The organism is Laribacter hongkongensis DSM 14985, from assembly GCF_000423285.1.
GTDB lineage: Bacteria > Pseudomonadota > Gammaproteobacteria > Burkholderiales > Aquaspirillaceae > Laribacter > Laribacter hongkongensis.
The window spans coordinates 41,755-64,862 of record NZ_AUHR01000003.1; the positions used below are offsets into that span (position 1 = coordinate 41,755).

21 protein-coding genes are annotated in these 23,108 nt (G+C 61.7%); 13 read left to right on the plus strand and 8 right to left on the minus strand.

Going from position 1 to position 23,108, the window contains the following annotated elements:
• Position 1: 1 nt before the first annotated feature.
• Both hemW and rdgB read right to left on the minus strand, forming a co-directional pair.
• Positions 2 to 1,222: a radical SAM family heme chaperone HemW gene (gene hemW, locus G542_RS0103160; RefSeq protein WP_027823355.1), complete on the minus strand. Its 1,221-nt coding sequence runs from the start codon at positions 1,220 to 1,222 to the stop codon at positions 2 to 4.
• A 1-nt stretch (position 1,223) separates the two neighbouring features.
• The gene (gene rdgB, locus G542_RS0103165; RefSeq protein ID WP_012697409.1) at positions 1,224 to 1,820 is read right to left on the minus strand and encodes an RdgB/HAM1 family non-canonical purine NTP pyrophosphatase; all 597 of its coding nucleotides are present in this window, start codon (positions 1,818 to 1,820) and stop codon (positions 1,224 to 1,226) included.
• A 190-nt stretch (positions 1,821 to 2,010) separates the two neighbouring features.
• Here rdgB and G542_RS0103170 point away from each other — a divergent pair, with 190 nt between their 5' ends.
• From G542_RS0103170 to G542_RS15750, 3 genes are read left to right on the plus strand one after another with little or no spacing between them, the layout of a single operon-like run.
• The gene (locus G542_RS0103170) at positions 2,011 to 4,218 is read left to right on the plus strand and encodes a patatin-like phospholipase family protein (protein ID WP_034984952.1); all 2,208 of its coding nucleotides are present in this window, start codon (positions 2,011 to 2,013) and stop codon (positions 4,216 to 4,218) included.
• 53 nt (positions 4,219 to 4,271) lie between these two features.
• Positions 4,272 to 4,649 (plus strand): cupin domain-containing protein, encoded by a 378-nt coding sequence (locus G542_RS0103175; RefSeq protein ID WP_012697407.1) that lies wholly within the window; start codon positions 4,272 to 4,274, stop codon positions 4,647 to 4,649.
• The gene (locus tag G542_RS15750; RefSeq protein WP_051189878.1) at positions 4,646 to 4,966 is read left to right on the plus strand and encodes a hypothetical protein; all 321 of its coding nucleotides are present in this window, start codon (positions 4,646 to 4,648) and stop codon (positions 4,964 to 4,966) included. The genes G542_RS0103175 and G542_RS15750 overlap by 4 nt, the downstream gene beginning before the upstream one ends.
• A 48-nt stretch (positions 4,967 to 5,014) precedes the next feature.
• Here G542_RS15750 and G542_RS0103185 read toward each other — a convergent pair whose 3' ends face one another.
• The 5 genes from G542_RS0103185 to G542_RS0103205 all read right to left on the minus strand — a co-directional run bounded on the left by G542_RS0103185 (position 5,015) and on the right by G542_RS0103205 (position 10,140).
• Positions 5,015 to 6,031 carry a GlxA family transcriptional regulator gene (locus G542_RS0103185; protein ID WP_012697405.1) on the minus strand — a complete coding sequence of 339 codons (1,017 nt, stop codon included), beginning with the start codon at positions 6,029 to 6,031 and terminating at the stop codon, positions 5,015 to 5,017.
• 138 nt (positions 6,032 to 6,169) lie between these two features.
• A complete protein-coding gene (locus G542_RS0103190; RefSeq protein WP_012697404.1) occupies positions 6,170 to 6,793 on the minus strand; it encodes a MarC family protein in 624 nt (207 codons plus the stop codon).
• Between the two features lie 38 nt (positions 6,794 to 6,831).
• Positions 6,832 to 7,962: a succinyl-diaminopimelate desuccinylase gene (dapE, locus tag G542_RS0103195; protein ID WP_027823357.1), complete on the minus strand. Its 1,131-nt coding sequence runs from the start codon at positions 7,960 to 7,962 to the stop codon at positions 6,832 to 6,834.
• Complete coding sequence (locus G542_RS0103200; protein ID WP_012697402.1) at positions 7,959 to 8,309, minus strand: arsenate reductase; 351 nt, start codon at positions 8,307 to 8,309, stop codon at positions 7,959 to 7,961. Before G542_RS0103200 ends, dapE begins: the two co-directional genes overlap by 4 nt.
• A gap of 160 nt (positions 8,310 to 8,469) precedes the next feature.
• Positions 8,470 to 10,140, minus strand: coding sequence for a long-chain-fatty-acid--CoA ligase (locus G542_RS0103205; RefSeq protein WP_027823359.1), 1,671 nt, complete (start codon positions 10,138 to 10,140; stop codon positions 8,470 to 8,472).
• 283 nt (positions 10,141 to 10,423) lie between these two features.
• Here G542_RS0103205 and rimP point away from each other — a divergent pair, with 283 nt between their 5' ends.
• The 7 genes from rimP to pnp all read left to right on the plus strand — a co-directional run bounded on the left by rimP (position 10,424) and on the right by pnp (position 19,428).
• Positions 10,424 to 10,849 (plus strand): ribosome maturation factor RimP, encoded by a 426-nt coding sequence (rimP, locus tag G542_RS0103210; protein WP_012697400.1) that lies wholly within the window; start codon positions 10,424 to 10,426, stop codon positions 10,847 to 10,849.
• A 71-nt stretch (positions 10,850 to 10,920) separates the two neighbouring features.
• Positions 10,921 to 12,414, plus strand: a complete 1,494-nt coding sequence (nusA, locus tag G542_RS0103215; RefSeq protein WP_012697399.1) for a transcription termination factor NusA — start codon at positions 10,921 to 10,923, stop codon at positions 12,412 to 12,414.
• Between the two features lie 41 nt (positions 12,415 to 12,455).
• Positions 12,456 to 15,335: a translation initiation factor IF-2 gene (infB, locus tag G542_RS0103220; protein WP_027823360.1), complete on the plus strand. Its 2,880-nt coding sequence runs from the start codon at positions 12,456 to 12,458 to the stop codon at positions 15,333 to 15,335.
• Between the two features lie 60 nt (positions 15,336 to 15,395).
• Complete coding sequence (rbfA, locus tag G542_RS0103225; RefSeq protein ID WP_162142332.1) at positions 15,396 to 15,788, plus strand: 30S ribosome-binding factor RbfA; 393 nt, start codon at positions 15,396 to 15,398, stop codon at positions 15,786 to 15,788.
• Positions 15,789 to 15,797: 9 nt separating this feature from the next.
• Positions 15,798 to 16,745, plus strand: a complete 948-nt coding sequence (gene truB / locus G542_RS0103230) for a tRNA pseudouridine(55) synthase TruB (RefSeq protein ID WP_012697396.1) — start codon at positions 15,798 to 15,800, stop codon at positions 16,743 to 16,745.
• 88 nt (positions 16,746 to 16,833) lie between these two features.
• A complete protein-coding gene (gene rpsO, locus G542_RS0103235) occupies positions 16,834 to 17,103 on the plus strand; it encodes a 30S ribosomal protein S15 (protein WP_012697395.1) in 270 nt (89 codons plus the stop codon).
• Positions 17,104 to 17,322: 219 nt separating this feature from the next.
• Entirely contained in the window at positions 17,323 to 19,428 is a 2,106-nt protein-coding gene (gene pnp / locus G542_RS0103240; protein ID WP_012697394.1) for a polyribonucleotide nucleotidyltransferase, read from the plus strand.
• A 147-nt stretch (positions 19,429 to 19,575) separates the two neighbouring features.
• Here pnp and G542_RS0103245 read toward each other — a convergent pair whose 3' ends face one another.
• A complete protein-coding gene (locus tag G542_RS0103245) occupies positions 19,576 to 19,944 on the minus strand; it encodes a hypothetical protein (protein WP_012697393.1) in 369 nt (122 codons plus the stop codon).
• Between the two features lie 355 nt (positions 19,945 to 20,299).
• Between G542_RS0103245 and G542_RS17810 the strand changes: the two genes are divergently transcribed.
• The 3 genes from G542_RS17810 to zwf all read left to right on the plus strand — a co-directional run bounded on the left by G542_RS17810 (position 20,300) and on the right by zwf (position 23,047).
• On the plus strand, positions 20,300 to 20,602 hold the full coding sequence (locus G542_RS17810; RefSeq protein ID WP_041825626.1) for a 2Fe-2S iron-sulfur cluster-binding protein: 303 nt from the start codon (positions 20,300 to 20,302) through the stop codon (positions 20,600 to 20,602).
• A 61-nt stretch (positions 20,603 to 20,663) separates the two neighbouring features.
• The gene (gene gnd / locus G542_RS0103255) at positions 20,664 to 21,650 is read left to right on the plus strand and encodes a phosphogluconate dehydrogenase (NAD(+)-dependent, decarboxylating) (protein WP_027823361.1); all 987 of its coding nucleotides are present in this window, start codon (positions 20,664 to 20,666) and stop codon (positions 21,648 to 21,650) included.
• Entirely contained in the window at positions 21,647 to 23,047 is a 1,401-nt protein-coding gene (gene zwf, locus G542_RS0103260) for a glucose-6-phosphate dehydrogenase (protein ID WP_012697389.1), read from the plus strand. Before gnd ends, zwf begins: the two co-directional genes overlap by 4 nt.
• The last annotated feature ends 61 nt before the right edge of the window (positions 23,048 to 23,108 follow it).

Here is a 23,108-nt window from a genome sequence, read left to right on the forward strand (position 1 = left end):
GTCAAGTCTCCGTAGCATAAGGCGCGGCCTGGCCGGCATCGCGCAAGAACAGGGTCAGAAGGTCGTTGAGGAAGCGTTGCCCCTGGGGCGTGGGTGCCAGCCGGGCCGGATCGGCATCCAGCAGACCCTGCCGGACGGCCTCGGCCAGCTCGCGGCTGATGCGGGCCAGCGGTACGCCGGTGCGTTCGCTGAAAAGGGGCGTTGGCACGCCGCCGGTCAGGCGCAGCGCATTCATCATGAATTCGAACGGCCGGTCGACCACGGCAATTTCGTGCTCGTTTTGGACCGCCTGCCCACGGGCGACGGCCTCCAGGTAGGCCTGCGGCTGCTTGTGCTTCATCTGCCGCACGATGCGGTCGGCAAAGCTGATCTTGCCATGGGCACCGGCACCGATACCCAGGTAGTCGCCAAACGTCCAGTAATTGAGGTTGTGGCGGCTTTCGAATCCGGGGCGGGCAAAGGCCGAGGTTTCGTAGTGGCAAAAGCCGGCTTCGGCCAGCCTGGCTTCGATGGCTTCCTGCATGTCGGCCGAGGTGTCATCGTCCGGCAGCCCGGCCGGGGGCGCGGCAGCAAACAGCGTGTTCGGTTCCAGCGTCAGGTGATAGCAGGAAAGATGCGTGGGACGGTGCGCCACGGCCGCCGTGACGTCGGCCTGAGCCTCGGCCAGGGTCTGGCCGGGCAGGGCATACATCAGGTCAAGATTGAAGGTATCGAAAGTGTCGGCCGCCAGATCAGCCGCCAGGTGGGCCTCCTTGCCATCGTGGACGCGGCCGAGCGCATGCAGGAAGCGGTCGTCAAAACTCTGGATGCCGATCGACAGCCGGTTGATGCCGGCGGCCCGGTATTCGCGGAAGCGGCCCGCCTCGGCAGTGCTGGGGTTGGCTTCCAGCGTGATCTCGGCCTGCGGGTCGAGCTTCAGGCGCGCACGCACGCCTGACAACAGGCGGTCGAATGCTTCGGCAGACAGCAGGCTCGGCGTGCCGCCACCGATGAACACCGTTTTCAGTGACCGGCCCCAGACCAGCGGCAGTGACTGGTCCAGATCAGCGAGCAGGGCATCGATGTAGCCGGCCTCGTCCACCGGTCCGCGCACGCCGTGCGAATTGAAGTCGCAGTACGGGCATTTTTTCAGGCACCACGGCACATGCACGTAGAGCGACAACGGGGGCAGGACGGTCAGCTCCCCGGCTTTCTGCGGGGTGGCGATCAGACTGGGGCCCATGTCAGCGCAGGGCCTCAAGCTTGCTGACCAGCTGGCGCAGGGCCTGGCCGCGGTGGCTGTCACGGTTTTTGGTGGCCGGGTCCAGTTCGGCGACCGAGCACTGGTGGTCCGGCAGCCAGAACAGCGGGTCGTAGCCGAATCCGCCGTCACCGCGCGGGGCGGTCAGGATTTCGCCTGGCCACATGGCATCGGCCACGATCGGCTGCGGATCGTCCTCCGAGCGGACCAGCACCAGCACGCAGTAGTAATGTCCCCGGCGGCGGGTGTTGCCGGCCAGTCTTTCCAGCAGGTAGGCATTGTTGCGGGCATCCGATTTCGGCTCGCCGGCAAAGCGTGCCGACAGCACGCCTGGCGCACCGCCCAGGGTATCGACGCACAGGCCGGAATCATCGGCCAGTGCCGGCAGGCCGGTCAGGCGGCTGGCATGACGGGCCTTGGTCAGGGCATTTTCCAGAAAGGTGCCGTAGGGTTCTTCGGCCTCGGGAACATTCAGGGCGCGCTGCGGCAGGACTTCGTCAACGCCGAGCGGAGCCAGGAGCGCGCTGAATTCGCGCAGTTTGCCGGCGTTGTTGGAAGCCAGGACCAGACGGGAAAACATGGGGCAATCGCTTTGTCGGTAGTGAAGGTTGATTGCCGGCATTTTAACAGCGTGTTCCGGACGGCGACGCGGCAACTGCAACAGCCGGGGCTTTTCGGGTTGCAAATGCACGGCGGCAACAGGTGCCCCTCTATAATGGCGTCGTTATTGCCGGATGCGATGCCCAATGTCCTTGAAAAAACTGTTTAGTATGGCTCTGTGCAGTCTGGCCTGCGTGTTGCCGCTGGTGACCCAGGCCGCATCCGCCAATGCCGAGCGCCCGCGCATCGGTCTGGTACTGGGGGGCGGCGGCGCGCGAGGCTTTGCCCACCTGGGGGTGCTGGAGGAGCTGGAACGCCTGCGCATCCCGATCGACTGTCTGGCTGGTGCTTCGGCCGGTGCGCTGATCGGTGGTTTCTATGCTGCCGGGCGGCCGGTGGCCGAATTGCAGCAGCAGTTTGCTGATGCCGACTGGGATGCCATGCTGGCCGGGCGGGCTGCCCGCTCCAACGTGCCGTTTACCGTCAAGCGCGACGATTTCCTCAACTATTTCGATTTTGCCGTCGGCGTGCGCGATGGCAGTTTGCAACTGCCGCGAGGTGCGATCAATTCACAGGAAATCGACCTCTTCATCCGTGATCTGGCGCGCAACGTACACCGGGACAGCTTTGATGCCCTGCCGATCCCGTTTCAGGCCATGGCGACAGACCTGACCACCGGCGAGCCGGTGACCTTCCGTAGCGGAGACCTGGCCACGGCCTTGCGAGCCAGCATGGCGGTGCCGGGCCTGTTTGATCCGGTGCCCTACGGCGACAGCCTGCTGGTCGATGGTGGCCTGGCCCGCCAGCTGCCGATCCAGAACCTGAAAAACCAGTGTGCCGACATCCTGATCGTGGTGGATGTCGGTACGCCGTCGCTCAAGCCGGGCGCCATCCGCTCGGTGCTTGACGTGGTAGCGCAGGCCACCAACATCGGCGTGCAGCAGAACGTACGCCAGCAAATGCGCTATCTCGACAAGCGGGATATTTTCATCCGGCCGGATCTGGGTAACTACACCAGCGCCAGCTTCAGTGCCAGCCCGCAGCTGGCCGAGCTGGGGCGGAAGGCCATTCGCCAGCATGCCGAAGCCCTGTCGGCGTTGTCGCTGGACGAAGATGACTACCGGGCATGGCAACAGAGGCACCAGCAGGTCGAGGAACGCCAGCCGGAAGTCAGCCGGATTACGGTCGCCGAAACCCGCTACGTATCGCCCGAGGCGCTGCGTCAGCCACTGGAGCGGCTGGAAGGCCAGCCACTGGATACCGGAGAGCTGCACCGGACACTGCGCGAAGCCTATGCCAGCGGCGATTACGAGCGCTTGAATTACGGCTTGAGGGATGAGGCAGACGGCCGGGTGGCCATTGACGTACAGGCCGAGGATCGCTCCATCGCGCCCAACTATCTACGGTTCGGGATGACGTTTGCCTCGGAAACCAGCGGGGAATCCACCTTTAACCTGAATTTCGGCTACACCCGGCGCTGGCTGAATGCCGCCGGAGCCGAGTGGCGTAATGTAGTCCGCTTTGGGCAGAAGGATGCCTTCGGTACCGAGTGGTACCAGCCGCTGTCGGTCGGCAACCCGTGGTTTGGTTACGCCGCTGCCGGTTACAGCCAGCGCCCCTTTACCCTGTTCAACCGGGAGGGTGAACAGATTGCCCGTTTTGACATCAGCTCTCCGCGGCTGTCGGTCGGTGGCGGCCGGTCGCTGGGCAATTACGGTGAGGTCCGTGTTGGGCTGACGCACGGGCATGATGAAACCAGGCTGAGTCTTGGTGATCCGGGTGTATTCGGACGTGAAGGCCGGCGTAATCCGGTCGGCGGGATCGAGGCTTCACTGGTGGTCGACCAGTTCGACAGTCCCAGACTGCCGCGCAGCGGATATCTGGCGACGCTGCATGCTTACCAGGGCATCCGGGGGCTGGGGGATGACGATGAAACCCGGCGCTTGCTGATGAGTCTGGACAAGGCGTATCCCTTTGATGCCAATACCGTATTGCGTGTGACCTTCAAGGGCTCGGCACTGTTGCAGTCTGACAGCCTGCAAGTGGACGAGTTTTCGACCCTGGGCGGATTCCTGAACCTGTCGGGTTACAAGGCTGACCAGCTGGTTGGCGAAAAGGTTGCGCTGGTACGGCTGATGGGATACCGGCGGGTGGCCAGCCTGCCTTCGGCGCTGGGCAGCGGCCTGTATCTGGGCGGCTCGCTGGAGGCGGGGCGGGTCTGGGGTGTGCCGGACGGTTACGCGCAAAAAACCGGCTGGATTCCGGCAGGTTCGCTGTTTGCGGCAGCCGACAGTCTGCTGGGGCCGCTGTTTCTGGGTGTGGGCTATGCGGAGGGCGGCAAACTGACGGCTTATCTGACTTTGGGCATGGATTACTGAACCGGCTCACGTAAGATGGGCAGGCAACTGCGTCAGGTATTGAAAGGCTGGTCATGAATCCGTCAATTTGCCTCTTTTCCTATGTGTGCCCGATTCCGGTGTACGACGAGCCACGCGAGGATCGCCGGGTCAGCGGTCAGCCGCGCCGGACGACCTGGAACCATTACGACAGTGATGACGGCGTGGTGTCCGCTGGTGTGTGGGCCTGCGAAACCGGCCGCTGGCGCATTGCGTTTGCTGCGGACAAGGAGGAGTTCTTTGCCGTGCTGGAGGGCCGGGTACGGCTGTGGGACGCCGACGGTGTGGCTGTCGAAGTGCGGGCCGGGGACGCTGCCGTGATTCCGGCAGGTTTTCGTGGCGAGTTCGAAGTCTGCGAGCCGGTACGCAAGTTTTACGTGGTGGTATCGCGTAACGGCGGAAAGGCACGATGAAGACCGGCCGGCATGGCGGCATGCGCCGGCTGCTGGTGGCCGGGGTGGCGGTTGTCCTGCTTGCGGGCTGCGCCACTTCCCGGCTGACCAGCGCCAACTATGCCCGGATCAATGACGGCATGGACCGGGCTGATGTAGTGGCCATCCTGGGGGAGCCGGCTGAAATGGTCAGCGGCTCGCTGCTGGGGGAAGGCGGTGGTGGTGCCGTGTGGCGGCAGGGGGATACGGTGATCGTCATCCAGTTTGCCGGTGACCGGGTGGCCGGCAAGCAGATCGTCAAGGGGCGTGCCGTCGGCCTGCTGGACTGGCTGGAATGAGCTTTTCCTCCATGAACAAAGGCGACCCTGCGGGTCGCCTTTTTGCCGTCATGCCTCGCCGTGCCGGGCAGGCAGGGCCCGCTGGGCGCGTTCTTCGCGCGGCGTGATGCCGAAGTGGTTGCGGTAGGTGCTGGAAAAGTGCGGACCGCTGGAAAATCCGCACGACAGGCCGATCTGCACGATGGACTTGCTGGTCTGCTGCAACAGCTGTCGGGCGCGGTTAAGGCGCAGCTCCAGGTAATAGCGTGACGGCACCGTGTTGAGGTACTGCTTGAACAGGCGCTCGAGCTGCCGCCGCGATACCCCGACGTAGAACGCGATGTCGTCGGTCGACAACGGCTCTTCGATGTTGGCTTCCATCAGGCTGACAGCTTCGGTGAGCTTGGGCTGGCTGCCGCCGATGCGGGTGGCCAGCGGGATGCGCTGGCGCTCGCTGCCCGGACGGATGCGCTCAAGGCTGAAACGCTCGGAAATCTCGGCGGCAAACTCGTTGCCGTGCTGCTGGCCGATCAGCGTCAGCATGAAATCCAGCGTTGCAGCCCCGCCGGCGCAGCTGGCCCGCTGGCGGTCAATTTCGAAGAGGTTCGACGATACGATTACGTCATCAAATGCTTCGGAAAAGCGTGCCATTTCTTCCCAGTGGATGGTGGCGCGGTATCCCGACAACAGGCCGATCCGGGCCAGCAGGAAACTGGCGGTTTCCATGCCGGCAATCAGGCAGCCTTCCTGGGCAAACGGCATCAGTTGCTGGGCCAGCAGGTCGCAGTCGAAGTCGACGTTCAGGTCGTCGGCAAACACGAAAATGCCATCGAGCTTGGGAGCGAATTCGGGTGCCAGGTCGGCTGCCAGGTCAATGCCGTTGGCCGCACGCACCCGGCCACCGTCCAGCGACAGCGTCAGGGTGTCGTAGAGCTTGCGTTCGGCACGGTCGTTGGCCGCGGCAAGCACGTCCATTGCCAGTGCGTAGCTCGACAGCGAGAAACGCGGCAGCAGCAGGAAGCCATAACGCCTGAGCGTTGGCGGCGCAGAGTCGGCGTGGAGTCGTTTGCGGAGCGGAATGGGCACGATAAGCAGCCAATCAAGCGAACCTGCACAGCATTCGCCGGGTGAGAGTAAACGGGACGGCAACCTATAGAAGTTTAACCTGAAATACCGATTTATGCGGAATTGTTCACAATACTCTGTTATGGCGCAAATTCATCCTTAATGATTGAGCATCGGAAACAGCCGGTACAGCCCGTTGACAATGACTTCTACCGACACGGCCGCCAGCACCATGCCCATCACCCGGTTGACAATGTTGATGCCGGTCTGGCCAAGCATGCGGCTGATGGGTGTGGCGGCGCGCAAGGCTACGTAGCAGGTCACGGCGATCAGGCCGCAGGCCAGCAGCAGCATCACAAGTTCTATCCAGTCGTGCGAGGTGCTGGCATAGATGATGATGGTGGACATGGTGCCCGGACCGGTCATCAGCGGAATGGCCAGCGGCACGACGGCAATGTTGGTCTTGAACTCGGCTTCTTCCTGTTCCTGGCGCGTGGTCTTGGTCGGCGTCTGCTTGGCGTTCATCATGGCAATGGCGATCAGCATCATCAGGATGCCGCCGCCGACCTGGAACGACCCGACGCTGATGTTCAGGAATTTCAGGATGGTTTCGCCCAACAGGGCAAAGGTGACCGTGACGATGGCCACCGCTTTGGATGTGGTCAGCGCAATGCGCTGGCGCTCTTCTGCCGTCGAGTTGGGGGTCAGGCTGATGAAGATCGGAATGGCCCCGATCGGGTTGACCAGCACGAGAAGCGCAATGAATATCTTGAAGACTTCCATGGTTATCCGGAATTTCGCACAAACAAAAAAGCCCGCTGTCAGCGGGCCAGAAGGGATGCCAGTGTCCGCCGGTATATCTCTGACAGTTTTGGCACATCCTCCACTGCCACGCACTCGTTGACTTTGTGAATGGTGGCGTTGAGAGGGCCGAATTCAACGACTTCGCGGCACACATCCTTGATGAAGCGCCCGTCGGACGTGCCGCCGCTGGTATTGAGCTCCGGCATGATGCCGGTGACGTCTTTCACGGCTGTTTCAATGGCAGCAATCAGGTCACCGGTGGCGGTCAGGAACGGGTTGCCTGACAGGTTCCATTCAAGTTCGTAGTCCAGACCATGCCGGTCCAGCAAGGAATGAACTGCATTTTTCAGGCCGTCGGCAGTCTGTTCGGTCGAAAAGCGGAAATTGAACTGCACTTCGACCGTACCGGGGATGATGTTGGTGGCACCCGTGCCACCATGGATGTTGGATGCCTGCCAGCTGGTCGGCGGGAAATGGGCGTTGCCTTCGTCCCAGCGGATGGCCGCCAGCTCGGCCAGTGCCGGAGCCAGCAGGTGGACCGGGTTCCGGGCCAGATGCGGATAGGCGATATGGCCCTGCACGCCCTTGACAGTCAGCTTGCCGGACAGCGAGCCGCGACGGCCGTTCTTGATGGTGTCTCCGAACTGTCGGGCCGAAGTGGGTTCGCCCACGATGCACCAGTCGAAGGTTTCGCCACGGGCTGCCAGGGTTTCGACAACGGCACGTGTGCCGTGTACGGCCACGCCTTCTTCGTCGGAGGTCACCAGCAGGGCGATCGAACCTTTGTGGTCCGGATGTCCGGCAACAAAATCCTCGATGGCGGTCACGAATGCGGCCAGCGAGGCCTTCATGTCGGCTGCGCCCCGGCCGAACAGGTGGCCGTCCCGCTCGACGGGCTCGAACGGATCGGAATGCCAGGCGGTCAGCGGGCCGGTCGGTACCACGTCGGTATGGCCGGCAAAGCACAGTGTCGGGCTGTCGGAGCCGCGGCGGGCCCAGAAATTGTCCACTTCGCCAAAACGCATGCGCTCGACCGTGAAGCCGATGCGTTCCAGGCGCGCGATCATCAGCTCTTGGCAGCCGGCATCGTCCGGTGTGGTGGAGTTGCGGCGGATCAGCTCGCAGGCGAGTTCGAGAGTCGGGTTCATGCGCCGAAGCTTTCGGTGTAACGGGTTTCGTCAAAGCCGACCAGCAGGCTGCTGCCGGTTTCCACGACGGGACGCTTGATGAGCGAGGGATATTGCTGCATCAGGCCGATGGCACCGTCGCGGCTTGCTGCGCGAGCCTTGTCGGCATCGCTCAGGCCACGCCATGTGGTGCCTTTGCGGTTGACCAGCGTATCGACCGGTACCTGGTCAAGCCAGCTTTCCAGTCTGGCGGTGTCGATGCCGGTTTTTTTGAAGTCATGGAAGCGGTAGTCGATGCCGTGGTTTTCGAGCCAGAGGCGGGCTTTCTTGACGCTGCCGCAGTTGGGGATGCCGTAGAGGCTGAGCATGATCGGGTCGGTTCGGGTTGAGCTGCCGGGCGGCAGCGGAAAGTGGGCGACTATAGCATGCAGACTTGTCGTTGTTATGTCGCTACGGCGGCGTGACAGACAAGAAAACGGCCATGTGCAACACATGGCCGGGATGCCCGGAAATGCCGGAGGGCGCGGCTCAGGCGGTGGTTTCGTCCCTGAGGGCGCGGCGCAGGATCTTGCCGACGTTGGTCTTGGGCAGTTCGTTACGGAATTCTACGAATTTTGGAACTTTGTAACCGGTCAGGTTGGCCTTGCAGTGTTCGATGATGTCGCGCTCGGTCAGGTTCGGGTCCTTGCGGACGACGAATACCTTGACGACTTCGCCCGACTTGTCGTCCGGCAGGCCGATGCAGGCTACTTCGAGCACGCCCGGGTGCATGGCGACCACGTCCTCGATTTCGTTCGGGTAAACGTTGAAACCCGAAACCAGGATCATGTCCTTTTTGCGGTCGACCAGCTTGACGAAGCCGTCGGGAGTAATGACCGCCATGTCGCCGGTAGCCAGAAAGCCGTCCTGTCCCAGAACCTTGGCGGTTTCTTCCGGCCGGTTCCAGTAGCCTTTCATGACCTGCGGACCCTTGATGAACAGTTCACCGGCTTCGCCCATGGCAACTTCTCGGCCTTCTAGGTCACGTATCTGGATGTCGGTGGAAGGAACGGGCAGGCCGATGCAGCCGTTGTAGGCGGGCAGGGTCAGCGGGTTGATGCAGGCGGCCGGGCTGGTTTCGGTCAGGCCGTAGGCTTCGATCAGTGGAATGCCGGTGACCTGTTTCCATTTGTCTGCCACGGCTTTCTGGACCGCCATGCCGCCACCCAGCACGACCCTCCAGCTGGAAAAGTCGAGTCTGGAAAAGTCGGGGTGGTTGACCAAAGCGTTGAACAGGGTGTTGACGCCGGTCATGGCGGTGACCTTGTACTTGCCCATCTCCTTGATGAAGCCCGGAATGTCGCGCGGGTTGGTGATCAGGATGTTGAGGGCGCCGGAACGGGTGAAGACCATCAGGTTGGCCGTCAGCGAGAAGATGTGGTAGAGCGGCAGGGCCGTAACGATGATTTCCTGTCCGGGGCGGACCTGGTTTTTCACCCATTCGGCAGCCTGCTGCATGTTGGCCACGATATTGCCGTGGGTGAGCATGGCGCCTTTGGAGACGCCGGTGGTGCCGCCGGTGTACTGGAGGAAGGCAATGTCGTCGTGCGTCAGCGCAGCATCCTCGCAGCTGGCCTGCCGTCCGGCGGCCAGCGCATCAAGGAAGCGGACATGGCCCGGCAGCCGGTAGGGCGGTACCATCTTCTTCACCTTGCGCAGCACGAAGTTGACGATGGTCCGCTTGGGGAAGCCCAGCAGGTCGCCCACGCCGGTAACGATGACCTGCGTGACCGGGGTGCGGCGGATGACCTGCTCCAGCACGCTGGCAAAATTCTCGACGATCACGATGGCGTCGGTGCCTGCATCCTTGAGCTGGTGTTCGAGTTCGCGCGGAGTGTAGAGCGGGTTAACGTTGACCACGGTATAGCCGGCTCGCAGGATGCCGAACACCGCAACCGGATATTGCAGCAGGTTGGGCATCATGACGGCCACGCGGCTGCCGCGGGCAAGCCTGAGCGTGTTTTGCAGGTAGGAGCCGAATTCGCGGCTGAGGACATCCAGTTCGCCGTAGCTCAGCACCTTGTCCATGTTGGCCATGGCTGGCCGGTCACGGAACTGTCCGACGGCCTGACGGAAGACGTCCGGGATCGAGGCAAACTCGTTGGTGTCGACTTCATGACGCACGCCCGGCTCGTAGTTCTTGAACCAGATCTTTTCCATGGGTGTCTCTCCTCGGTTGGGCTGCTGTGGCGCAGGTCTTGTATGTCTGCCTGGTGTGGTCATGCAAAAAGGATGGTTGACATGACGAGCCAAACGGTCGTTTGATTTTGAGGGACTTTAGCCCAGTTATCTGCATGTCGTAAAGGGAGGCGCGCAAGCCGGAGTGCGTGCCCTCCGGCAAAGATAAGGCAGGCCGCGGTTTTCTTCCGGTGAAAAAGCGGGTAAAATCTGATTGTTTAGGGATGGGCGTTTCGCCCATTTTTTATTTGCGGAACGAAACTGAATGGATGTCCGTACGTTGTTGGAAACCACCCTGTCCGGGTTGGGTTATGAGCTGGTCGATTTCGAACTCGGGCATGGCGGCCTGATGCGCGTGTTCATCGACGCGCCGGCAGGAATTGCACTGGATGATTGCGTCAAGGTGAGCAACCACCTGACGCGGCTTTTTACTGTGGAAAACATCGATTATGACCGGCTGGAAGTCAGCTCGCCCGGTCTTGACCGTCCGTTGACGCGCGAAGCGGATTATGCGCGCTTTGCCGGGGAGCGGGTGCGCATCAAGACGCGCCTGCCGATCGGTGAACGCAAGAAATTTGCCGGCACGCTGGTCGGGCTGGCAGACGGACAGGTCGAACTCGATATCGATGGCGAGCGCGTGGCGATTCCGCTTGCCAGCATCGACAAGGCCCGGCTTGACCCGCAGTTTTAAGCGGGCAAACGGGGACAGCCGACTGCGGCGATAGCCCACAGGATGTGTGGGTGCAAGAATTCGGAGGAATCATGAGTCGCGAAATTCTGTTGCTGGTGGATGCACTGGCACGTGAAAAAAACGTCAGCAAGGACATTGTTTTCGGTGCCCTTGAGCTGGCTCTGGCTTCGGCCACCAAAAAGAAAATCAGCCAGGATACCAATCAGGACGAGATCGACGTGCGAGTGTCGATCGACCGGCATACTGGCGCCTATGAAACCTTCCGCCGCTGGACCGTGGTGGAAGACAACGACCATGAATTCCCCAGCCGCCAGATCGCCATGTCTGACGCAGCCGAACACGAAGTCGAAGCCGTTGTCGGGACCATCAAGGAAGAACCGGTCGAGGCCATCGAATTCGGCCGTATCGGCGCCCAGACGGCCAAGCAGGTCATCCTGCAGAAAATCCGTGATGCCGAGCGCGAGCAGGTGCTCAACGATTTTCTGGACCGTAATGAAAAGCTGGTGTCCGGGACCATCAAGCGCATCGAACGCGGCAACGTGATCATCGATCTTGGCAAGCTCGAAGCCTTGCTGCCGCGCGAACAGCAGATTCCCAAGGAAAACCTGCGTGTCGGTGACCGGGTCAAGGCCTACCTGCTGCGCGTGGACCGCATGGGCCGCGGGCCGCAGATCATCCTGTCGCGCATTGCGCCGCAGTTCATTACCGAGCTCTTCCGTCAGGAAGTGCCGGAAATCGACGACGGCATGCTTGAAATCAAGGGCTGCGCCCGTGATGCAGGCAGCCGCGCCAAGATTGCCGTCAAGGCCAATGACCCGCGTCTTGATCCGCAAGGCACCTGCATCGGTATGCGCGGTTCGCGCGTGCAGGCCGTGACCAACGAGCTGGGCGGCGAGCGTGTCGACATCGTGCTGTGGGCTGGTGACATCGTGCAGTACGTCATCAATGCCCTGTCGCCGGCCGAGGTGCAGCGCATCCTGATCGACGAAGACAAGCACGCCATGGATGTCGTCGTCGACGAAGACCAGCTGGCGCTGGCTATCGGCCGTGGCGGCCAGAACGTGCGTCTGGCTTCCGAGCTGACCGGTTGGGTGCTCAACATCATGACCGTGGCTGAAGCCGAGGAAAAGCACGAAGCCGAAGATGCTGCCATGAAACAGCTCTTCATGGATGCCCTGGATGTCGACCAGGACGTGGCCGACGTGTTGGCCAGCGAAGGCTTTACCACGCTGGAAGAAATTGCCTACGTACCGCTCGAGGAAATGCTGCAGATCAGCTATTTCGACGCTGAAACCGTCAACGAGCTGCGCAGCCGTGCCCGTGAAGCCCTGCTGACCCAGGCAATTGCATCAGAAGAAAAGATGAACAGCGTCGAAGATGCCCTGCGCGAACTGCCGGGCATGACGCAGGACGTCTTGGTCAAGCTGGCTGAAAACGGCGTCACCACCCGTGACGACCTGGCCGACCTCGCCGTCGATGAACTGGCCGACATGACCAACATCACCGAAGACGAGGCCCGCGCGCTGATCATGAAGGCGCGCGAGCACTGGTTTGAACAGAAGTAACGCCCGGCGAACCGGACGAGAAGCATGGAACAGGAAACCGCATGCAAGAAATGAATGTCAAACAGTTCGCCGGCGAGTTGAAGATGCAGCCCGAGCATTTGCTCGAACAGCTCAAATCCGCCGGTGTCAACAAAACCTCCATCAATGATGCATTGAGTCACGCTGACAAGGAACGCCTCCTTGACTTCCTGCGGCAAGGCCGCAACGAAGGCGGGCGTGTCACGCTCAAGCGCAAGGAAACCTCTGAAGTGCGTGCCAACGACGCTTCCGGTCGCTCGCGTACCATCCAGGTCGAAGTGCGCAAGAAGCGCGTGCTGGAGCGCCCGGCCGAAGCCGCCCGTCCGGCAGCAGCGCCTGCTGTAGCCCAGGAAGCTCCGGCTGCCGAAATGCGCGAACCGGAAGCCCGTCCGCAGGCTCCTGCCGCTGAACCGGCCCTCAAGCCGGCTGACCGTGTAGGTGCTCCGGCCGTGCGCACCGAACGCAAGCCGGAACCGAAACCCGAGCCTGCCAAGGCAGAACCCGCTCGTGCTGCCAAGCCGGAACCGAAGCCGGAGCCTGTCAAGGCTGAGCCGGCCAAGGCTGTTGCCGAGCCGGCTCCGGCTGCCGAAGCCACACAGCCGGCCGCTGCACCTGCACGTCCGGTGTCGATCCTGAGTGCCGAAGAAATCGCCTCACGTGAAGCCGAAGAGCGTCGCCAGGCCGAACTGCGTGCCCGTCAGGAAGCACTGATCCGCGAACGCCAGGAGCGTGAAGCCCGCCGCATGGCTGCCAAACTGGCTGCCCAGCAAAAGGCCCAGGAAGCCGCCAATCCGAAACCGGCAGCCGAAAAGCCCGCTGAATCGCGTCCGGCCAGGCCGGCCGAAGGTCGCAGTGGTGCCCGTCCGGCTCCGGCCGCCCGCCCGGCGGCCGGCGGTGCCCGTCCGGCTCCGGCAGCAGGTGCGCCGGCAGGCGCTGCCCGCCCGGCTGGCAGTGGTGCGGATGACCGTCGTGGTGCCGGCAAGAAAACCGGTGGCGGCAATACCGATCGCGATGGCGGCAAGAAGCGCGGCGGCCTGAAAACCCGCGGCGGTGATGCCTCCTCGGGCTGGAAGAGCGGCTCCCGCAAGGGCAAGCGTCAGCATCAGGACAACCAGCACGCCTTCCAGGCACCGGCCGAGCCGATCGTGCATGAAGTCATGGTGCCGGAAACCATCACGGTGGCCGATCTGGCCCACAAGATGGCCGTGAAGGCTGCCGAAGTGATCAAGGCGCTCATGAAGATGGGCATGATGGTCACCATCAACCAGGTGCTTGACCAGGAAACCGCCCTGATCGTGGTCGAAGAACTCGGCCACATCGGCAAGGCTGCCAAGACTGATGATCCGGAGGCCTATCTGGACGTCGAAGACGGCAATGTCGTCGAAGCCAAGCTGGAACACCGCGCGCCGGTCGTGACCGTGATGGGTCACGTCGACCACGGCAAGACCTCGCTGCTGGACCGCATCCGCAAGGCCAAGGTGGCAGCAGGTGAAGCCGGCGGCATTACCCAGCACATCGGTGCCTACCACGTGGATACCCCGCGCGGCATGATCACCTTCCTCGATACTCCGGGCCACGAAGCGTTTACTGCCATGCGTGCCCGTGGTGCCAAGGCGACCGACATCGTCGTGCTGGTGGTGGCTGCTGACGATGGCGTGATGCCGCAAACCATCGAGGCCATCCACCATGCCAAGGCAGCCGGTGTACCGATCGTGGTGGCCGTCAACAAGATTGACAAGCAGGGTGCCAACCCCGAGCGCATCCGTCAGGAACTGGTCGCCCAGGAAGTGGTGCCGGAAGACTGGGGTGGCGACACTCAGTTTGTCGAAGTATCGGCCAAGCAAGGCCTCAACATTGACGGACTGCTGGAAGCCATCCTGCTTCAGGCCGAAGTGCTGGAACTGACCGCTCCGGTCGATGCGCCGGCCAAGGGCATCATCGTCGAAGCCCGTCTGGACAAGGGTCGTGGCTCGGTGGCAACGCTGCTGGTGCAGTCGGGTACCCTGCGCAAGGGTGACGTGCTGCTGGCCGGTACCGCATTCGGCCGCGTGCGTGCCATGCTGGACGAAGACGGCAAGCAGATCGAAGAAGCCGGTCCGTCGATTCCGGTGGAAATCCTCGGCCTGTCGGATGTGCCGGGTGCCGGTGAAGACGCCATGGTGCTGGCTGACGAGAAGAAGGCGCGTGAAATCGCCAACTTCCGCGCCGGCAAGTACCGCGACGTTCGCCTTGCCAAGCAGCAGGCCGCCAAGCTGGAAAACATGTTTGCCCAGATGGCAGAAGGCGAAGTCCGTTCCCTGCCGCTGATCATCAAGGCCGACGTGCAAGGTTCGTACGAAGCCTTGGCCGGCAGCCTGCAAAAGCTGTCGACCGACGAAGTGCGCGTGCAGATCCTGCACTCGGGCGTCGGTGGCATTACCGAATCGGACGTCAACCTGGCAGCGGCTTCCAATGCGGTCATCATCGGCTTCAACACCCGTGCCGATGCCACTGCCCGCAAGGTGGCCGAAGCCAACGGCGTGGACATCCGTTACTACAACGTGATCTACGATGCAATCGACGAAGTGAAGTCGGCGCTGTCGGGCATGTTGGCACCGGAGAAGAAGGAAGAAATCACCGGTACTGCCGAAGTGCGTCAGCTCTTCGTGGTGTCCAAGGTTGGTACGATTGCCGGCTGCATGGTCATCGATGGCATGATCAAGCGGACCTCGCGCATTCGTGTCATCCGCAACCACGTGGTGGTGCACGACGGCGAGCTCGACTCCCTCAAGCGTTTCAAGGACGACGTCAAGGAAGTCAAACAGGGCTACGACTGCGGCATCATGCTCAAGGGGTTCAACGATCTGCTCGAAGGCGACCAGCTGGAAGCCTACGAAATCGTCGAAGTTGCCCGCTCGCTGTAACCGGGTTGCATGACAGGGCGGCGGGGCGATACCCGCCGCCTTTTTGTTTCAGGAGACAGAATCATGGCTCGCAAAAAGGGATTTTCCCGTGCCGACCGGGTGGCCGACCAGATCCAGCGTGATCTGGCCGAGCTGATCCGGGTCGAGCTGAAAGACCCGCGCATCGGTTTCATCACCCTGACCGGGGTGGAAGTCACGCGCGATTATTCGCATGCCAAAGTGTTTTATACCGTGCTGAACAGTGAAGACCTGTCGGAAACCCAGTCCACGCTGGAGAGGGCGTCTGGCTGGCTGCGCAGTGAAATTGCCCGTGGCATCCGGCTCTTTACCGTGCCGGAACTGCATTTCGTGTACGACGAATCGGTCGAGCGCGGCATGTACATGGACCGTCTGCTGGATCAGGTAGCAGAAGCTGACGCGCAATTGCCGCGTGACGACGACAAGCAGGACTGAAGCATCGGTATGGCGCAACAGAAACCCCGCATTGAGCGCCGTCCGCTGGATGGCGTGCTGTTACTGGACAAGCCGTGCGGCATGACCAGCAACACGGCCCTGCAACGGGCCCGCTGGATGTTCCGTGCGCAGAAGGGAGGACATACCGGTGTGCTGGATCCGCTGGCGACCGGTTTGCTGCCCCTGTGCTTTGGTGAAGCCACCAAGTTTTCGGCCTTTCTGCTGGATGCCGACAAAGGTTACCGGGCCACGCTGCGTTTCGGGGCGGTCAGCTCGACGCTGGACAGGGAAGGCGAGATTACTCCGGTGGCACCGCCGGCGTTTGACCGGGAGCAACTGGATGCGGTCATCCGGGATTTCACGGGTGTAATCGACCAGGTGCCGCCGATGTATTCCGCCCTCAAGTTCCAGGGCAAGGCGCTCTATGAGTATGCCCGTGCCGGGGTCGAGATCGAGCGCAAGGTGCGGCAGGTCACGATTCACCGGATTGACCTGCTGGCATTCGATGGCGAAACGGCGGTTATGGACGTGGCGTGCAGCAAGGGCACCTATATCCGTACGCTGGCCGCCGATATCGGCGAGCGTCTGGGGTGTGGTGCTTATCTGACCGACCTGCGGCGTACGACCACGGCGGGTTTCCGGCTGGAGCAGACCGTGACGCTGGAGCAGCTGGAGGCGCTGGACGAATCCGGTCGCGACGGGCTGTTGCTGCCGGCGGACATCCTGGTCAGCCACTTGCCCAAGGTCGTGGTGGACGAGGCAGATTTCCAGCGCATGACGCATGGCCAGCCGGCTGCCGTTGATCCGGAAAAAGCCGTGCAGAGGGATGAGAAAGCTGCGACAATCTCGCGCTTGCGCCTGTACGCAGAAGACGGGCGCTTTTTCGGCCTTGGCGAAATCCGTGCAGACGGCAGGCTGTGGCCGGATCGCATGCTGGCAAAAGCCCGCGAGGACTGATGCCGGTATTTGGGAGTACGGAAGGGTTGCGGCTCACCGTACTTGTCTCGGGACTCGCGTCCCTGCTTTTTGAAAATGGAAACAAAAAATGGCCATCTCGACCGAACTGAAAGCGGAAATCGTCAAGGATTACCAGCGCGCTGAAGGCGATACCGGTTCCCCGGAAGTGCAAGTTGCACTGCTGACCGCCCGCATCAATGACCTGACCCCGCACTTCAAGGCCAACACCAAGGACCACCACAGCCGTCGTGGCCTCCTGAAGATGGTGAGCCGTCGTCGCAAGCTGCTTGACTACCTCAAGCGCACCGACGCCGAAGCCTATCGCGCCCTGATCACCCGTCTGGGCCTGCGCAAGTAAGCTTCGTATCACGGAGAGGTCGCAGACTCAGGTTTGCGACCTCTTTGTTTATGGGTTGCAGCAGATTGTTTATGCTGTGACCGGCAGTACCGCAGCATCATACTGTTTCGCAACGGGGGGAGCCTCTACCTATCGTGGTCAGCTTGTCGCGACGATAGGTAGGGGTTCCCGTTGCAGCCCGCCACCCGCGGGGTGGCTCAAGCCTCAAGGAAAACCTCAGTGTTCAACAAATTCAGCAAGACCTTCCAGTACGGTCGTCACACCGTCAAGCTCGAAACCGGTGAAATCGCCCGCCAGGCCTCCGGTAGCGTGCTGGTAAGCATGGACGATACCGTCGTGCTGGTTGCCGTGACCGTCAACAAGGACGTGAAGCCGGGCCAGGACTTTTTCCCCCTGACCGTCGATTACTACGAACGCACCTACGCTGCCGGCAAGATCCCCGGCGGCTTCTTCAAGCGCGAAGGCAAGCAGAGCGAAAAGGAAATCCTGACCTGCCGCCTGATCGACCGTCCGATCCGCCCGCTGTTCCCGGCCGGCTTCTACCACGACGTGCAGGTTGTGGCGACCGTGATGTCGCTCAATCCTGAAGTCGACGCCGACATCCCGGCCATGATCGGTGCTTCGGCTGCCATGGTGCTGGCCGGCGTGCCGTTCATGGGCCCGATCGGTGCTGCCCGCGTGGGTTACGCCAACGGCGAATACATCCTCAACCCGACCAAGACCGAACTCACGACCAGCCAGCTGGATCTCGTGGTGGCCGGTACCGAGTCGGCCGTGCTGATGGTCGAATCCGAAGCCCAGCAACTGCCGGAAGCAGTCATGCTCGGCGCCGTAGTGTACGGCCACGAGCAGATGCAGGCCGCCATCAAGGCCATCAACGAACTGGCCGACGAAGTCAACCCGGTGATCTTCGAATGGGCTCCGGCCGCTGAAGACACCGAGCTGGTTGCCCAGGTCAAGGCGCTGGCTGAAGCCGATGTGGCAGCCGCATTCAAGATCCGCCAGAAGCAGGCCCGCAGCCAGGCGCTGGGTGAAGCATGGAGCAAGGTCAAGGCTGCACTGATCACCGAAGAAACCGAGACCCTGCGCGCCAACCACATCAAGAGCCTGTTCAAGGAACTGGAAGCCAACGTTGTGCGCGGCCAGATTCTTGCCGGCGAGCCGCGCATCGACGGCCGCGATACCCGTACCGTGCGCCCGATTGCCATCCGTACCGGCGTGCTGCCGCGTGCCCACGGCTCGGTGCTGTTCACCCGAGGCGAAACCCAGGCGCTGGTGTCCACCACGCTGGGTACCAAGCAGGACGAGCAGATCATTGATGCGCTGGCCGGCGAATACACCGACCGCTTCATGCTGCACTACAACTTCCCGCCGTACTCCACCGGTGAAACCGGCCGCATGGGTCCGCCCAAGCGCCGTGAGATCGGCCACGGCCGTCTGGCCAAGCGCGCGCTGATCGCCGTGCTGCCCAAGCAGGAAGACTTCAGCTACTCGATGCGCGTGGTTTCGGAAATCACCGAATCCAACGGCTCGTCGTCGATGGCCTCGGTCTGCGGTGGCTGCCTGAGCCTGATGAACGCCGGTGTGCCGCTGTCTGCCCACGTGGCCGGCATCGCCATGGGCCTGATCCTTGAAGACAACCGCTTTGCCGTCCTGACCGACATCCTGGGTGACGAAGACCACCTCGGCGACATGGACTTCAAGGTTGCCGGTACCGAAAACGGCGTGACTGCGTTGCAGATGGACATCAAGATCCAGGGCATCACCAAGGAAATCATGCAGGTGGCGCTGGACCAGGCCAAGGAAGGCCGTCTGCACATCCTCGGCATCATGAAGAGCGCCATCGACGCTCCGCAGGAACTGTCGACCCACGCTCCGCGCCTGTACACCCTGCGCATCAATCCGGACAAGATCCGTGACGTGATCGGCAAGGGTGGCTCGGTAATCCGTGCCCTGACCGAAGAAACCGGTACCAGCATCGATATCGCCGAAGACGGCCTGATCACCATCGCTTCGGTTTCGGCCGAAGGTGCGGAAGAAGCCAAGCGCCGTATCGAAGAGATCACGGCTGAAGTGGAAATCGGCAAGATCTACGAAGGTACCGTGGTCAAGATCCTCGACAAGAACGTCGGTGCGATCGTGCAGATCATGCCGGGTCGTGACGGTCTGGTGCACATCAGCCAGATTGCCAATGAACGGATTGCCAACGTGGCCGATCACCTCCAGGAAGGCCAGCAAGTGCGCGTCAAGGTGCTGGAAACCGACGAGCGCGGCCGCATCCGCCTGTCGATCAAGGCCGCTCTGGCTGACGCTCCGCAGGTCTGATCCTGTACTGATGCCAGTCATGTCCCGGTGGGCAGGCTGGATGAAAAAAGCCGGGCAGTTTGCCCGGCTTTTTGTTTGTCCTACTTGTCCATCGCTTTGCCCGGCAGAAACATGCAGCAACGTGACGGTCGTTCAGACGAAAGGATTTTACCGCATGGGGACCATCTGGACCGGCAGGCTCGGATGCGGCAGACGGGCCGGTGCTACCTGCGGAAGTGGCGTGCTGGCGAGGGGCTGGGTGATGGTGTGGGACAGGTACTGTTTGTGCTGGATGAAGAATATCCAGATGCAGAAAATGGTGGCGACCAGCATGGCACTGGCAATCGTGATGTTGAGTGTGCGTTGCATGCCGGTCAGTGCCGCGTTATAGCGCCGCGACCGGAACCACAGTTCCTTTTCAAGACTGTCGATCTTGTTTTCCAGCCGCTCGATGCGTTTGGTCAGTCCGGCATCTTCTCCATCCTGGAGGTTTTCTGCCGAGGGTCTCCGTTCCGGAGAGTGTTTTGAGGACAACATGCTTGATTCTGGAGGTCATAAAAAAATAGGCAGGTTGAATGATGAGCCAGTTCCGGAAGAAAGAAAATGCGCCAAGTCCATGATCCATCAACAAACACTGCAGATACTTTAAGTGCATTTGAGTCGTTGATGAGGATTGTTCATGGACAATGCATGGAAGCGGCTGCGGCCCTGCGCCTGATGGAACCCGCCAGCAATGGTTGTTGCCTGCCGGACGGGATTCTGGCTGTTTGCCGGCAGGGGTTTGCCCGACAGCAAAATCCTTGCTGGCCGGCTTGTCATGCCGCTTCATGATCAGGTCAACCAGTGATGTGGATTGGTGCACATGTTCCGAGTGACCTTTGAGTCGTTACATTTGCCGGCCCCGCGCACTTTGTCCGTGCCCGCAGGCACCCTGCTGATCGATGTCATCAGGAGCGAGGGATTGCCGCTCTGGTGGCGATGCGGTCACGGAACCTGTGGTGCCTGTGCCGTGACGCTTTGCCATGCCGGGCAGCCGGTGCCGGTGCAGCTGACCAAAAAAGAGCGCAATGTCCTGATCCGGCATGGATTCCTGCCGTCCTCTGCAGTGACCGGCTCGCTGTTTGAAGATGACCCGGCACAAGTCCGGCTCGCGTGCCATGTAGCCGTGATGCAGGATATGACCGTTCGTTTCTGAATTCCGTCAGGAAATGACTCGGCTGCTATAACAGGCGAGCAACATTTGATTGGAGACTGAAATGGAACTCGGCATGATCGGGCTGGGACGCATGGGCAGCAATATGACGCGCCGTCTGATTCGCGGCGGGCATCATGTGTATGTCAATGATGTGAACCTGGCCGCCAGCGATGCGCTGGCCGAGTGTGGTGCGCATGTCATGATCGATCCGGCCGACATGTGTGCCCGGCTGCCTTCGCCCAGGGTGATCTGGATGATGCTGCCGGTGGGGCGCATTGATCTGGTCCTGAGTGAAATCCTGCCATATCTCGACCCGGGCGACATCATCGTCGATGGCGGCAATGCCTTCTACCAGGACACCCAGGCCCGCGCGCGCCAGTGCGACGTACGGGGCGTGCATTATCTGGATGTCGGCGTATCTGGCGGTATCTGGGGGCTGGAACGTGGCTATTGCCTGATGATCGGTGGCGATCCGGTTGCCGCAAAACGTCTGGAGCCTGTCTTCATGGCGCTGGCACCCAGCACTCCTCCCGAAGCCGCAGGGGCCGAGCGCGGATTCCTGTTCTGCGGACAGTCCGGCTCGGGCCACTTTGTCAAAATGGTTCATAACGGCATCGAATACGGCATGATGGCCGCGCTGGCCGAAGGCTTCAACCTGCTGGAGCACGCCGACTTTGCCAGTCATTTTCCTCCGCAGCCGGGTGTGGACCCGGATCATTATTCCTACACGCTGCCCTTGGCAGACATTGCCGAGCTGTGGCGGCACGGCAGCGTGATTTCCAGCTGGCTGCTGGACCTGGCTTCCATGTCCCTGCTGCTTGACCCGGCGCTGGAGCAGTTTTCTCCGCAGGTCGCCGACTCGGGTGAAGGGCGCTGGACCGTGCGGGCGGCGGTGGATTCCGGTGTGCCGTGTCCTGTGCTGACAGCTGCCCTGTTCGGGCGTTACAGCTCGCGCGGTCAGGATGATTTTGCCAACCGCCTGCTGTCAGCATTGCGCTACCAGTTCGGTGGTCACATGAATCCTGCACCTGCCACATCCAGGGCATGACTCCGGTCCGTTGTGATGCGCTGGTGCTGTTCGGCATCAGCGGGGATCTGGCCTTCCGCAAGATCCTGCCAGCGGTCTACAGCCTGTTTGCCCGGCAGCAGCTTGACCTGCCGGTCATCGGTGTTGCCCGCGGTGAATTTGATCTGCCGCGACTGATCGCCCGGTTGCGCGAATCATTGCAACAGGCGCACCTGAAGGTTGATCCTGCGGCCTGCGCGCACCTGGAGGCGCGGCTGGCCTTCGTGCAGGGCGATTACCATGACAGTGCTGCTTATGTGCGCCTGCGGGAGACTCTGGCCGGCTGCCAGCACCCGCTGTACTACCTGGCCATCCCGCCTTCGCTGTTTCCGGTGGTGATTGGCGGACTGGATCATGCCGGGGCTGCGCGCGGGGCGCGCGTGGTTGTGGAAAAGCCGTTCGGAAGGGATCTGGCCGGCAGCCGGGCGCTCAACCGGGTCTTGCACGGGGTTTTCCGCGAGCGGGACGTGTTCAGGATCGATCATTATCTGGGCAAGGAAGCTGTCCAGAACCTGCTGTATTTCCGGTTTGCCAACAGTTTTCTGGAGCCGGTCTGGAACCGTCATTACATCGACAATATCCAGGTCACGCTGGCCGAAAAATCCGGTGTCGGCAGTCGTGGACACTTCTATGAAGAGGCCGGCGCAATACGCGACGTGATCCAGAATCACCTGCTGCAAGTACTGGCATGCCTGACCATGGAAGCGCCGACAGGCGATGACATCGAGGCCGTGCGGGACGAAAAGGCCAAGCTGTTGCGGGCCGTGCGACCGCTGGAAGCCAGAAATGTCGTATGCGGACAGTACCGTGGTTACCGGCAGGAGGCCGGGGTGGCACCTGAATCCCGTGTGGAAACCTATGCCGCTGTCCGGCTGGAAATCCACAACTGGCGCTGGGCTGGCGTGCCGGTCTACCTGCGATCGGGTAAAAACCTGCCCATGTCGGCTACTGAAGTGATGGTGGAGTTCCGGCGTCCGCCACAGGCCATGTTTAGCGAGCATCATCTGGGCTACAGCAATTACCTGCGTTTTCGGCTGTCGCCGGATGTTGCCATTGCCATGGGGGCGCGGGTCAAGGCTCCTGGGGAGGGCATGCGCGGAGAAACCGTCGAGCTGTTTGCCATGCATCAGCATCCGGAGGAAGCTGGGCCGTACGAACGCCTGCTGCTGGATGCGGTGCACGGTGACCCGGGGCTGTTCGCCCGGGAGGACGAGGTAGATGCGGCCTGGCGCATTGTTGATCCGGTGCTGGCCGAGTCCATGCCGGTATACGACTATGTCGCTGGCAGCTGGGGTCCGGAGGAGGCGGGCTATTTCGTCAACCGGCCGGGAGGATGGCATCCATTGCGCATGGATAGCGTAAATAGAGCCATTTTTTAGCGGTTTGTGCCATCGGTGTTTTCCTACTGTCGCCGGAAGTGATAAGTTCGGGCTGATATGC